The organism is Myceligenerans xiligouense, assembly GCF_003814695.1.
In the GTDB taxonomy this organism is placed as follows: domain Bacteria; phylum Actinomycetota; class Actinomycetes; order Actinomycetales; family Cellulomonadaceae; genus Myceligenerans; species Myceligenerans xiligouense.
In genome coordinates, this window is the sequence record NZ_RKQZ01000001.1 from 2589179 (window position 1) to 2602161 (window position 12983).

Here is a 12983-nt window from a genome sequence, read left to right on the forward strand (position 1 = left end):
GAGGGCGTGGTGCGTGGTGTCAGCCGCGCAGGGCGCGGCGGGCCGCCTCGGCGGCCGTGCGGGCGGCCGCGCGCAGGTCGCCCGGTGCCGGTCCGGCGCGCAGGATCGCGCGGGACGAGGACGCGAGGACGTTCCCGCGCGCGGCGCCGAAGGTCGTGGCCAGTTCCCGCTCCCCGGCGCCCTGGGCACCCACGCCGGGGGCGAGCAGGGGACCGTTCACGGCCGCCAGGTCGGTGCCGGTGGCCCTGACGGCGTCGCCGATGGTGGCGCCGACCACGAGGCCGACCGATCCCAGGGGGGCGGCGCCGGCGTTGAGTGCGGCCGCGTGGGCGGCGACGAGGGCGGCCACGGACGGGCCCGGCGCCGCGTCGCCCTGCACGGCGCCGTCCGGCCTGGTGCCCGCGCGTGCGTGCTGCACCTCCGGGCCCTCCGGGTTGGAGGTGAGGCACAGCACGAACAGGCCGCGGCCGGTGGTGGCGGCCAGGTCGACGGCCGGTGCCAGGGATCCGAACCCGAGGTAGGGGGAGACGGTCAGGGCGTCACCGGCCAGCGGTGAGCGGTCGGCCAGGAACGCGTCGGCGTACGCGGACATCGTGGAGCCGATGTCGCCGCGCTTGGCGTCCACGACGGTCAGCACGCCCGCGGCGCGAGCGGCGGCGAGAGTGTCCTCCAGCGCCGCCAGCCCGGCCGACCCGTGCCGCTCGTAGAACGCGGCCTGCGGTTTGACCGCGGCCACGTGCCCCGCCAGGGCGTCCACGACCCGTAGCGAGAACTCCCGCACGCCGTCGGCCGTGTCCTGCAGCCCCCAGGCGTCCAGCAGCGCGGCGTGCGGGTCGATCCCCGCGCACAGCGGCCCGTGGTCGTCCATCGCCGCGGCCAGCCGTGCCCCGAAGGGCGCCCGCGACGCGGCCGCCGGCGTCACGGTGGACGACGGCGTTCCCGGCGCGGGCCGGCTCATACCAGGACCTCCCGTGCCGGGCGCCGGCCCGGGTCGTCGGAGTCGTCCGCCCCCGTGCCCCGGCCGGCCCGCCGCGCGAGCGTCGCCGCGGTGTGCTCCTGCAGGCTGGCGACGGCGAACGGGCCGCCCCGCACCGCCTCGATGCCCTGCACGGCCGCGGCGAGCTGGTCGACCGTGGTGACGATGGGCCGGTCGGCCGCCGTCGTCGCCGCGCGGATCTCGTAGCCGTCCGCGCGGGCGCCCTGCCCGGAGGGGGAGTTGACCACGAGGTCGACCTGTCCGTCGAGGATGAGGTCCACGATGGTCGGCTCCCCCTGCGGTCCCCGACCGGCCGAGTACTTGCGCACCACCTGCGCCTCGATGCCGTTGCGGCGCAGCACCGTCGCCGTGCCGGCCGTGGCCAGCACCGTGAACCCGATCTCCGCGAGCTTCTTGACCGGGAACACCACGTGCCGCTTGTCCCGGTCGGCCACCGACACGAACACCGTGCCCGACGTCGGCAGCCCCCCGTAAGCGGCCGCCTGCGACTTCGCGAACGCGTGCGGGAAGTCCTTGTCGAACCCCATCACCTCGCCCGTGGAACGCATCTCCGGCCCGAGGACCGTGTCCACCACGATGCCCTCCCTGGTGCGGAAGCGCTTGAACGGCAGCACCGCCTCCTTCACCGCCAGCGGCGCCTCCAGGTCGAGCGTGCCGCCGTCACCGGTGGCGGGCAGCAGCCCGTCCGCGCGCAGAGCGGCGATGGACTCCCCCACCATCACCCGCGCCGCGGCCTTCGCCAGCGGCGTACCGGTCGCCTTGGACACGAACGGCACCGTGCGGGACGCGCGCGGGTTGGCCTCCAGCACGTACAGCACGTCGGACACCAGCGCGTACTGCACGTTCAGCAGCCCGCGCACCCCCACACCCCGCGCGATCGCCTCGGTCGACCGCCGGATGCGCTCGATCTCCGCCTCCGACAGCGACACCGGCGGCAGCACGCACGCCGAGTCACCCGAGTGGATCCCGGCCTCCTCGATGTGCTCCATGACGCCCCCGAGGAACAGTTCCTCGCCGTCGTACAGGGCATCGACGTCGATCTCCATCGCGTCGTCCAGGAACCGGTCGATCAGCAGCGGCGCGGGCAGCGTGCCCGGCGCACCCACGTGGGTCGCCTCCTCCAGCGCACGCTCCACGTACTCGGCGAGCTGACCGGCGCCGTACACGATCTCCATGCCACGCCCGCCCAGCACGTACGACGGACGCACCAGCACCGGGTAGCCGATCCGCTCGGCGACCTCCGTCGCCTGCCCGAGCGTGCGCGCCGTGCCGAACGCCGGAGCCGGCAGGCCGGCGTCGTGCAGCACCTGCCCGAACACGCCACGGTCCTCCGCCGCGTCGATCGACTCCGGGCTCGTGCCCAGGATCGGCAGGCCCGCGTCCGCGAGCCGCTGCGCCAGCCCCAGCGGCGTCTGCCCGCCCAGCTGCACGATGATCCCCTTCACGGGACCGGCCGCGACCTCCGCCTGATACACCTCCAGCACGTCCTCGAACGTCAGCGGCTCGAAGTACAGCCGGTCGGACGTGTCGTAGTCCGTGGACACCGTCTCCGGGTTGCAGTTGACCATCACCGTCTCGTACCCGGCCTCGGCCAGCGCCAGGGTCGCGTGCACGCACGAGTAGTCGAACTCGATCCCCTGCCCGATCCGGTTCGGCCCCGACCCCAGGATGATGACCGCCTCCCGCTCCCGCGGCGCGACCTCCGACTCCTGCTCGTAGGACGAGTAGTGGTACGGCGTCGTCGCGGCGAACTCCGCCGCGCACGTGTCCACCGTCTTGTACACCGGCCGCACCCCCAGCGCGTGCCGCACCTCCCGCACCGTCGCCTCACCGGCCGGCCCCATGTTCCGCAGCCGCGCGATCTGCGCGTCCGACAACCCGTGCCGCTTCGCCTCCCGCACCACGTCCGCCGTCAGCGCGGGACTCGCCGCCACGGCGGCGGCCTGCTCGTTGACCAGCAGGATCTGGTCCAGGAACCACGGGTCGATACCGGTGGCGGCGTGCACCCGGTCGATCAGCTCACCCGGCCGCGCCCCCGGCAGCCCGGCAGACCGCAGCGCCTGCTGCACCTGCACCAGCCGCCCCTCGGTGGGCCGCTCGATCTCCCGCAGCAGCGCCTCCAGCTCCTCGCCCGACGGCGCCGCACCGTCCCAGTGGAACGTGACCCCGCCCTTGTCGATGGACCGCAGCGCCTTCCCGAGCGCCTCCGTGAAGTTCCGGCCCAGCGCCATCGCCTCACCCACCGACTTCATCGTGGTCGTCAGCGTGTCGTCCGCCGCCGGGAACTTCTCGAACGCGAACCGCGGCACCTTCACCACCACGTAGTCCAGCGTCGGCTCGAACGACGCCGGAGTCACCCGCGTGATGTCGTTCGGGATCTCGTCCAGCGTGTAACCCACCGCCAGCTTCGCGGCGATCTTCGCGATCGGGAACCCCGTCGCCTTCGACGCCAGCGCCGAGGAACGCGACACCCGCGGGTTCATCTCGATGACGATCACCCGCCCCGTGGCCGGATCGACCGCGTACTGGATGTTGCAGCCACCCGTGTCGACACCCACCTCCCGGATCACCGCGATGCCGATGTCCCGCAGCTTCTGGTACTCCCGGTCCGTCAACGTCATCGCCGGAGCGACCGTCACCGAGTCACCCGTGTGCACACCCACCGCGTCCACGTTCTCGATCGAGCACACCACCACGACGTTGTCGTGCTTGTCCCGCATCAACTCCAGCTCGTACTCCTTCCACCCGAGGATCGACTCCTCCAGGAGCACCTCCGTGGTCGGCGAGTAGTGCAGCCCCTGCCCCACGATGCGCCGCAGGTCCTCCTCGTCGTACGCCAGCCCCGACCCCAGGCCACCCATCGTGAACGACGGACGCACCACCATCGGATACCCGAGCCTGTCCGCCGCCGCGATCGCCTCGGGCACCGAGTGCACGATCTCGCTCCGCGCCGACTCACCCCCGCAACGTTCCACGACCCGCTTGAACTGCTCACGATCCTCACCCTTCTGGATCGCCTCGATGTTCGCGCCGATCAGCTCCACCTCGTACTCGGCCAGCACCCCCGCCTCGTCCAACGCGATCGCCGCGTTCAGCGCCGTCTGACCACCCAGCGTCGGCAACAACGCATCCGGCCGCTCCTTCGCGATGATCGACGTCAGCACCTCCGTCGTGATCGGCTCCACGTACGTCGCGTCCGCGAACTCCGGATCCGTCATGATCGTGGCCGGGTTCGAGTTCACCAGGACGACCCGCAGGCCCTCCTCCTTCAACACCCGGCACGCCTGGGTACCCGAGTAGTCGAACTCGCACGCCTGACCGATCACGATCGGACCAGACCCGATCACCAGGACCGAAGAGATGTCGTTCCGGCGGGCCATCAGTGCTTCTCCTCGGTCTCGTCAGCGACAGTCTCATCAGCGGCGCCATCAGACGCCCCCACACCACCCGGCACCGGCCCATCAGGCACGACGAGCCGCGGCGGCCACACCCCCGGATCCGTCAGCAACCCCACGAACCGGTCGAACAGATACGCCGCGTCATGCGGCCCCGCCGCAGCCTCCGGGTGGTACTGCACCGAGAACGCCGGCACATCCAGACACGTCAACCCCTCCACCACCTCATCGTTCAGACCCACATGCGAGACGACGACACGGCCGTACCGGCCCCCACCGTGCGGAGCCGTCGACACCGCCGGCCCACCCGACCCGTCGAACACCGGCGCATCCACCGCGAACCCATGATTGTGCGCCGTCACCTCCACCTTCCCCGTCGTCCGGTCCAGCACCGGCTGATTGATCCCCCGATGCCCGTACCCCAGCTTGAACGTCCCGTACCCCAGCGCCCGCCCCAGAATCTGATTCCCGAAACAGATCCCGAAGAACGGAATCCCCCGGTCCAGCACCTCCCGCAACAACCCCACCTCATGCTCCGCCGCATCCGGATCCCCCGGACCGTTCGAGAAGAACACCCCCCGCGGCGCCCCCTCCGGCAACCCCTCGAACACCGCCAGCACCTCCTCGATCGACGAACGCTGCGGCACCACCACCACCCGCACCCCACGCTCCGCCAACCGCCGCGGCGTCATCGCCTTGATCCCCAGATCCACCGCCACCACCGTCGCCACCGGAACACCACCCGCGAACTCACCCGACGGCTCCACCGTGTACACCTCACCCGTGGACACCTCCGGCGCCAGGCTCGCCCCCGCCATCCGCGGCGACGCCTTCACCTCAGCCACCAGATCCGACACCGGGCGCTCGCGGACCCGCCCCCCGGGACCCTCCTCGAACAGCGCCTCACCGGAGAAGATCCCGGCGCGCATCACACCCTCCTCACGCAGCCGCCGCGTCAGCGCCCGCGTGTCCAGGCCGCTCACGCCGACGACACCCTGCGCGACCAGCTCCTCGTCCAGGGACCGCCGCGCACGCCAGCTCGACACCCGCCGCGCCGGGTCACGGACCACGTACCCGGACACCCAGATGCGGCCCGACTCCGGGTCCTCGTCGTTCACGCCCGTGTTACCCACGTGCGGCGCCGTCATCACCACGATCTGCCGGTGGTACGACGGGTCCGTCAGCGTCTCCTGGTAGCCCGTCATCCCCGTGGAGAACACCAGCTCCCCGAACGTCGAACCGGTCGCGCCGTAGGCACGGCCCGTGAAGGTGCTGCCGTCCTCCAGGACGAGCGCGGCACGCGCGGAATCCTGGATCGTGTCCATGCTCGGATCAGATGTCATCGTCATCGTGTGTTCCCCCGGTGGTGCTGGGTGTCTGGTCGTGCTGAGTGTTGTCGAACGTCGCGGCACCGGCCCGGCCGGCCGCGATCAGATGTCTCACGGCGTCCACAAGACCGCCGCGATCAGTGGCATGCCGGGTGCGCAGACCGGTGTCGAGCAGAACAGGACCCGCATCGGCCCCCGCCGGACCGGCGTCGTCGTCGGGCACCGCCCACGACACCACGACCAGCCCGTCCGCACCCACGTACTTCCCCGCCATCCCCGGCGCGAGCTGCGCCGAACGGATCGCCCGGACCGGGATCCACAGATCCCGCGTCCCCTCCCGCTCCACGAGCACGCCCGAGTCCAGCACGCTCACCCGCGCCAGCGCCCGATCGCCCAACTGGTGCGCACCGACCCGCGCCAGCCAGTCACCATGCAGCGTGCTCGACACATACGTCGCCTCGACCGGCCCGAACACCGGCTCCGGACCCGCCACCAGGGCACCCCCCGACGACGCCGCGACCTCCGCGGGAACCGGCGGCGGCGCCGGAACCACCGTCCTCGTCCGCGACGCGAGCCGACGACGCCCCGTCAGCACCAGATACAGCAGCACGAGCCCGATCACCACCCAGATCGCCACGGCCACCGGCATCGGAAGATTCACAGCAGCGCCCCCTCGCTCTCGCTCACGCCGTCCACGGGAACCCCGCCGAGCACCGTCGCCCGGCCCCGCAGGAACGTCGCCACCACGACACCCGGCAGCTCCATCCCCTCCAACGGCGTGTTCCCGCTCGCCGTCACCTGCTCCGCACCCCGCACCGTCACCCGGCCCGCAGGATCCACCAGCGTCACGTTCGCCGGCTCCCCCACCTCCACCGGACGGCCGTGCGCACCCGGCCCCGTGTCGATCCGGCCGATCCGCGCCGGAGCCTGCGACAGCACCCGCGCCACATCCGCCCACGACATCCGGCCGGTCTCCACCATCGTCGCCTGCACCACCGACAGCGCCGTCTCCAGCCCCGTCATCCCGAAGGCCGCCGCCGCCCACTCGCAGTCCTTGTCCTCCACCGGATGCGGCGCATGATCCGTGGCCACGATGTCGATCGTGCCGTCCGCCAGCCCCTCACGCACCGCCTCCACATCAGCCTGCGTCCGCAACGGCGGATTCACCTTGAACCGCGCGTCGTAGGACCGCGCCCGCTCGTCCGTCAGCAGCAGATGATGCGGCGTCACCTCAGCCGTCACGTCCACCCCCCGCGACTTCGCCCACCGCACGATCTCCACGCTCCGCGCCGTCGACAGATGACACACGTGCAACCGCGACCCCACATGCTCCGCCAGCAGCACATCCCGCGCGATGATCGACTCCTCCGCGACGGCCGGCCACCCCGCCAGCCCGATCTGGGCCGACACCAGGCCCTCGTTCATCTGCGCGCCCTCGGTCAACCGAGGCTCCTGCGCATGCTGCGCCACCACACCGTCGAACGCCTTCACGTACTCCAGCGCACGCCGCATCAGCACCGGGTCATGCACACACTTCCCGTCGTCCGAGAACACCCGCACCCCGGCAGCCGAGTCCGCCATCGCACCCAGCTCCGCGAGGCGCTCGCCGCCCAGGCCCACGGTGACCGCGCCCACGGGCCGCACGTCGACCCAGCCGGCGTCCCGCCCGAGCCGCCACACCTGCTCCACGACGCCCGCCGTGTCCTGGGTGGGGGTCGTGTTCGCCATCGCGTGCACCGCGGTGAAGCCGCCCGCGGCGGCCGCGCGCGTACCGGAGTACACCGTCTCGGCGTCCTCCCGGCCCGGCTCGCGCAGGTGGGTGTGCAGGTCGACGAGGCCCGGCAGGAGGACGAGGCGGTCCTCGCCGTCGATCTCGACGACGTCCGCGTTCGTGCCGGACGGCCCGGTCGCGCTCTCGTCCGGCGTGGCCGCACCCGGCCGCGGCGCGCTCCCTGGCACGCCGACGTGCGTGATCCGGCCGTCGGACAGGACGACGTCGGCGGGCTCGCCGCCGAGGGGGCGCACCCCGCGCAGGATGTACGTGGTGGTCACAGACTGGTCCTCTCGTCGTGGGCGTCGTCGCTGCCTGCCAGCAGCAGGTACAGGGACGCCATGCGTACGGCGATGCCGTTCGCGACCTGCTCCACGATCACGGACCGCGGGTGGTCGGCGGCGTCGGCACTGATCTCCAGGCCGCGGTTCATGGGCCCGGGATGCATGATGATCGAGTGGCCGGGAAGCCGTGCGAGACGCTGCGAGCCGAGCCCGAACTTGCGGCTGTACTCCTGCGCGCTCGGGAAGAACGCCCCGCCCGCGCCGCCGCTCATCCGCTCCCGCTGCACACGGAGCATCATCACCGCGTCGGGCTTCGTTCGCTCGATCGTCTCATCGAGATGGTAGGAGACCTCGCACGGCCAGGTCTCGATCCCGACGGGCAGCAGGGTCGGCGGGGCCACCAGCGTCACGTGGGCGCCGAGCGTGTGCAGCAGGTGCACGTTCGACCGGGCGACCCGCGAGTGCAGCACGTCCCCGACGATCGCGACCCGCAGGCCCGCCAGGTCCGTGCCCTCGGTGCCCGCGTCGGAGCCGCCGCCGACGAGGTGCCGCCGGATCGTGAACGCGTCGAGCAGCGCCTGGGTGGGGTGCTGGTGCATGCCGTCGCCGGCGTTGAGCACCGCGGCGTCGAGCCAGCCGGCGTGCGCCAGCATGTGCGGCGCACCGGATGCCGGGTGCCGCACGACGACGGCGTCGGCCCCCATCGCGTGCAGGGTGAGCGCCGTGTCCTTGAGGGACTCGCCCTTGGACACGCTCGACCCCTTGGCCGAGAAGTTGATGACGTCCGCGGACAGGCGCTTCGCGGCCGTCTCGAACGAGATCCGCGTGCGCGTGGAGTCCTCGTAGAAGAGATTGACGACAGTACGTCCGCGCAGCGTGGGCAGCTTCTTCATCTCCCGGGACTGCGTGGCCGCCATCTGCGCCGACGTGTCCAGGAGAAGGATCGCGTCGTCCTTCGCGAGATCGGCGGTGGACAGCAGATGCCTCATCGTCCGCCCTCCCCGCCGTCCGGGAGCGACGACCCTGCGCTCGCGGGATGCTCGCCGATCGTGACCGAGTCCTCACCGTCGGTCTCCGTCAGGTGCACGCTGACGCGCTCCGAGCGGGACGTCGGCAGGTTCTTTCCCACGAAGTCGGCCCGGATCGGCAGCTCACGGTGGCCACGGTCGACGAGGGCGGCAAGCTGTACGGCGCGCGGCCGGCCGACGTCGTTCAGCGCGTCGAGCGCCGCCCGGATGGTGCGGCCCGAGAACAGGACGTCGTCGACCAGCACCACCGTCCGGTCGTCGACGCTGCCCGGGATACGTGTCGCACCCACGGCGCGGGTGGGGTGGTGGCGCAGGTCGTCGCGGTACATGGTGACGTCGAGCTCGCCCACGGCACCGGCGTCGTACGTGGGCTCGATCGCCGCGAGACGCTCGGCCAGGCGGCGGGCCAGGGGAACGCCGCGCGTCGGGATGCCGAGGAGGACGACGTCCGCCGCCCCCTTGTTGCGCTCGATGATCTCGTGCGCGATGCGCGTCAGCGCGCGGGCGATATCGGGAGCTTCGAGAACCGTGGTTCCCCGAAGGTGTTCACGCGGCCCGTTTCCGGGCAGAGCGGAGCTGGGACTCATTCTCCTGGCCTCCTTTTCCGCCTCACTGGACGGGCTTAAAGGGAGTCTGACACCGCCACCATATCCCGCCGCACGGACACGACAGCGCCGCCCGCCGCGATGCGGCGAGCGGCGTTCCTCACACTCCTCGGCACCCGGCCGACGGCGGCTGCCGGACCGTCAGGCGAGAAGACGGGCGTCAGGCGAGAAGACTCGGCTTCATGTCCTTGATCCGGCCGAGGAGACCGTTCACGAAAGCCGGCGAGTCGTCCGTCGACAGCCCGGCGACGAGCTCGACGGCCTCGTCGACGGCGACGGCGTCCGGTACGTCGTCGTTGAACAGCAGCTCCCAGGTACCGATGCGCAGCACCGCCCGGTCGACGGCCGGCATGCGGTGCAGCGTCCAGCCGTGCGAGTAGGTCTCCAGCGCCTCGTCGATGCGATCCAGCCGCGCCAGCACGCCCTCGACGATCTCGACCGTGTACTGCGGCACCGGCGCCTCGGTGTACGGGGTCTCGACGCGGTCCGCCAGCAGCTTCCCGGGATCGATGTCCCGCTGTTCGGCCTCGAAGAGGATGTCGGCGGCGCGCTTGCGTGCCTTGGTCCGGGCGCCCATCAGGTTCCTTTCTCTGACGACTGATCCGTTCGGTTCCGCGCCGGGCGGGTGCCTCGTTCCTCGGCCCCCACCCTGCGCCGCACCTCGGGATCAGTCGTTGACGCGTCCCAGGTAGTCGCGCGTGCGGGTGTCGACCTTGACCTTCGTGCCCTGCTCCAGGAACAGCGGGACCTGGATCTCGGCGCCGGTCTGCAGCGTGGCCGGCTTCGTGCCGCCCGTGGAGCGGTCGCCCTGCAGGCCCGGCTCGGTGTAGGTGATCTCCATGACGACCGACTGCGGCAGCTCCAGGTAGAGCGGCTGGCCCTCGTTCGTCGCGACCATGACCTGCATGCCCTCGAGCATGAAGTCCTTCGCGTCGCCCACCGTCGCCGGGCTGATCATGATCTGGTCGTACGTGTCGTTGTCCATGAACACGTAGTCCGTGCCGTCCATGTACAGGAACTGGTAGTCGCGCCGGTCCACGTTCGCGGTCTCGACCTTGATACCCGCGTTGAACGTCTTGTCGACGACCTTGCCGGACAGCACGTTCTTCATCTTGGTGCGGACGAACGCGCCACCCTTGCCCGGCTTGACGTGCTGGAACTCGATGATCGTCCAGAGCTGACCGTCGATGCGGAGCACGGTGCCGTTCTTGATGTCGTTCGAGGTTGCCACGTTCGTCTTCCTGTAGTTCGGATGATGAGCCGGGCACGACGACGAGCGACGCGACCGGGAGTACGGGAGTAGCGCCTCAGTCTAACGGCGACGACGCGGCGCTCTCACATCGGCCCCGCACGAACGATGATCCCGATGGCCGCGGACACGACCATGAGCACCACCGACATCGGGTAGTAACTCAGGGCACGACGGATGCAGGCATGCTTCCGCGCCGAGATGTCGGCCAGGTTCTTGACCTGGATCCAGGCTTCGCGACGATCCGTACCGGCGCCCCGCTCGGTCAGCTCGTCGACTGACGCGGCGACGATGTCAGGTAGTGAGTAGCGAGAGAACCCTCGGCTCCTCATCCGTGGCCGTAGCGAAAGGACGAGATAGAAGCCGGCGACGCCACAGAGCACGATCGCGATCGTGCCGAGCACCGCGCCCGCGATGGCCAGCCGTGCACCTGGCACCAGCGCTTGTTCGAAAGGGATTGCGGGCGTTCCGACACCGAACGTCAGTGCGATGGCTGCGACGAGGACGCTGGTCTTGACGTCAGCGTTGGTGATGGTGAGCTGGAGCATCGACTGAACGAACTGAGCATCGGTGCTCTCCCCGCCGCTGTCGACCGACCCTTTCCGCGACGGGTCCGTCAGCCGGCGCGCATCGCGCCGGATGCGGTCCGAGGCCCACCAGCTCACCCGCTCCTCCTAGCAACTCCGGGCCATTTGGCATCTTCCTGAAGTCGGTCTTCTTCCGCACCGGCGTGACACTCTCATCGCCGTTCGCCGCATCGTATTCGGACTGCTCACCGCGGCACAGGTGTCCCCCGCGTCGTTTTTCTACCTGTACTGTTGCGGATACGCAACAGTCAGCGCAGCGCTTAAGTCTCGACGCCTTCAGGGGACGGCCCTCGGTCATGTTCACGCTCATCGGCGACCTCATCGGATCCCGCGAGGTGCCCGACCGCGCTGCGGTCCAGCGCACGATCGGCAAGATCCTGGACCGGGTGAACGGCGCCATCGACACGGTCCAACTCCTGGAACCGACAGTCGGAGACGAGATCCAGGGCGGCTTCCACACGATCGGTGACGCCACGCTCGCGACACTCCTCATCCGACTGGAACTCGCCCCTCACGTCGACATGCGCTTCGGCCTCGGGTACGGCGACGTCACCGTGCACGACGCCGACCGCCGCCCACTGCTCCAGGACGGCCCTGGCTGGTGGACGGCACGCGAGGCCATCGACAAGCTCAAGGGCAAGCACGGCACCTTCTACGTGGGACCACAGGGCGGCGACCGCACCCCGGACCCGGCCCTCGTCAACGCGTTCCTGCTAGCTCGCGATGCACTCGTCGCCACGTTGAACGACCGCCAGCACCGGATGCTCCTGCTCGCCCTGCGAGGCAAGTCCCAGCGCGCGATCGCCGAGGCCGAAGGCATCACCGAGTCAGCGGTCAGCCAGGCGTTCGCCCGCGGCGTCAGAGCCGCGCACGACGCGCAGGTCACCTTCGGAAAGGCAGCATGATGGCAGTACTGGGAGCATTCCTCGGCGCCCTGGGCGTGAGCGACTTGTTCCGCGCGTCCCACGACGACACCTCGACGCGCCGACGGATCACCGTCCTCGTCGTCGGGCTCGGTGTTCTCGTGCTCCTGCTCGCAGCCGCTGGAACGACCGGCACGGGCTGGTTCCTGGCCATCCCGCTGGTTCTCGCACTGGCAGCCTGGACGCTCGGGTCGGCGGAAGCTCTCGCGACGCGAACACGACGAGCCCCGCGCATCGTGGCATTCACCGGCCTCGGAGTCGGCATCGCAGTCAGCCTGTTGCTGACCGACGGCAACACCGGCGAGTGGCCGGCCATCCTCTCGGGACCGCTCACCGCCATCCCGTACAACCGGGCCGTTCTGGTGCTCGGCGTCGCGCTGGCCCAACTGGCCACCGCGAACGTCATCGTCCGTCTCACCCTGGAGACCGTCGGCGTACCAACGACCCCGGGGGAACAGCGGCTCAAGAGCGGCCGGGTACTGGGGTCGATGGAACGCCTGTTCATCCTCGGGCTCGGCATGACCGGAGCGTTCACCGCGGCGGCAGCGGTGGTCGCCGCGAAGGGACTGCTCCGCTACCCCGATGTCAAGGCCGACCACAAAGCGGCGGCAGCTGGGGTACGGCCCAACCCTGTCTCGGAGTACTTTCTCATCGGGAGCTTCGCGAGCTGGCTGGTGGCGGTCGCCGGCCTTGCCGTCGTCGGGCTCGACGCCGCGGCCGTCGACGCCGGTATCCCCTGACTCGCGCAGGAACCTCTGCTTAAGTCGGCCACACTTTAGCTACCCGCTTCAGCCGGAAAGCCTCGCTTGACCTCAA

Annotated in this window: 12 protein-coding genes; 2 read left to right on the top strand and 10 right to left on the bottom strand. The window is 70.7% G+C overall.

What is annotated here, in order from left to right:
* Positions 1 to 19: 19 nt before the first annotated feature.
* The 10 genes from pyrF to EDD34_RS11275 all read right to left on the bottom strand — a co-directional run bounded on the left by pyrF (position 20) and on the right by EDD34_RS11275 (position 11322).
* Entirely contained in the window at positions 20 to 958 is a 939-nt protein-coding gene (gene pyrF / locus EDD34_RS11230; RefSeq protein WP_123814649.1) for an orotidine-5'-phosphate decarboxylase, read from the bottom strand.
* Positions 955 to 4377 carry a carbamoyl-phosphate synthase large subunit gene (gene carB, locus EDD34_RS11235; RefSeq protein ID WP_123814650.1) on the bottom strand — a complete coding sequence of 1141 codons (3423 nt, stop codon included), beginning with the start codon at positions 4375 to 4377 and terminating at the stop codon, positions 955 to 957. The genes pyrF and carB overlap by 4 nt, the downstream gene beginning before the upstream one ends.
* Positions 4377 to 5735 (bottom strand): glutamine-hydrolyzing carbamoyl-phosphate synthase small subunit, encoded by a 1359-nt coding sequence (gene carA / locus EDD34_RS11240; RefSeq protein ID WP_425462378.1) that lies wholly within the window; start codon positions 5733 to 5735, stop codon positions 4377 to 4379. Before carA ends, carB begins: the two co-directional genes overlap by 1 nt.
* A complete protein-coding gene (locus EDD34_RS11245) occupies positions 5725 to 6381 on the bottom strand; it encodes a PH-like domain-containing protein (protein ID WP_211341560.1) in 657 nt (218 codons plus the stop codon). The genes carA and EDD34_RS11245 overlap by 11 nt, the downstream gene beginning before the upstream one ends.
* Entirely contained in the window at positions 6378 to 7772 is a 1395-nt protein-coding gene (locus tag EDD34_RS11250) for a dihydroorotase (protein ID WP_123814652.1), read from the bottom strand. The genes EDD34_RS11245 and EDD34_RS11250 overlap by 4 nt, the downstream gene beginning before the upstream one ends.
* The gene (locus tag EDD34_RS11255; RefSeq protein WP_123814653.1) at positions 7769 to 8764 is read right to left on the bottom strand and encodes an aspartate carbamoyltransferase catalytic subunit; all 996 of its coding nucleotides are present in this window, start codon (positions 8762 to 8764) and stop codon (positions 7769 to 7771) included. Before EDD34_RS11255 ends, EDD34_RS11250 begins: the two co-directional genes overlap by 4 nt.
* Positions 8761 to 9390 carry a bifunctional pyr operon transcriptional regulator/uracil phosphoribosyltransferase PyrR gene (pyrR, locus tag EDD34_RS11260; protein ID WP_123814654.1) on the bottom strand — a complete coding sequence of 210 codons (630 nt, stop codon included), beginning with the start codon at positions 9388 to 9390 and terminating at the stop codon, positions 8761 to 8763. Before pyrR ends, EDD34_RS11255 begins: the two co-directional genes overlap by 4 nt.
* 178 nt (positions 9391 to 9568) lie before the next feature.
* Complete coding sequence (gene nusB / locus EDD34_RS11265; RefSeq protein ID WP_123814655.1) at positions 9569 to 9985, bottom strand: transcription antitermination factor NusB; 417 nt, start codon at positions 9983 to 9985, stop codon at positions 9569 to 9571.
* Between the two features lie 90 nt (positions 9986 to 10075).
* Entirely contained in the window at positions 10076 to 10639 is a 564-nt protein-coding gene (efp, locus tag EDD34_RS11270) for an elongation factor P (RefSeq protein ID WP_123814656.1), read from the bottom strand.
* 104 nt (positions 10640 to 10743) lie between these two features.
* On the bottom strand, positions 10744 to 11322 hold the full coding sequence (locus EDD34_RS11275) for a Pycsar system effector family protein (RefSeq protein WP_123814657.1): 579 nt from the start codon (positions 11320 to 11322) through the stop codon (positions 10744 to 10746).
* Positions 11323 to 11540: 218 nt separating this feature from the next.
* Here EDD34_RS11275 and EDD34_RS11280 point away from each other — a divergent pair, with 218 nt between their 5' ends.
* Entirely contained in the window at positions 11541 to 12149 is a 609-nt protein-coding gene (locus EDD34_RS11280) for a SatD family protein (protein ID WP_123814658.1), read from the top strand.
* Positions 12146 to 12907: a hypothetical protein gene (locus tag EDD34_RS11285; protein ID WP_123814659.1), complete on the top strand. Its 762-nt coding sequence runs from the start codon at positions 12146 to 12148 to the stop codon at positions 12905 to 12907. Before EDD34_RS11280 ends, EDD34_RS11285 begins: the two co-directional genes overlap by 4 nt.
* Positions 12908 to 12983 lie beyond the last annotated feature (76 nt).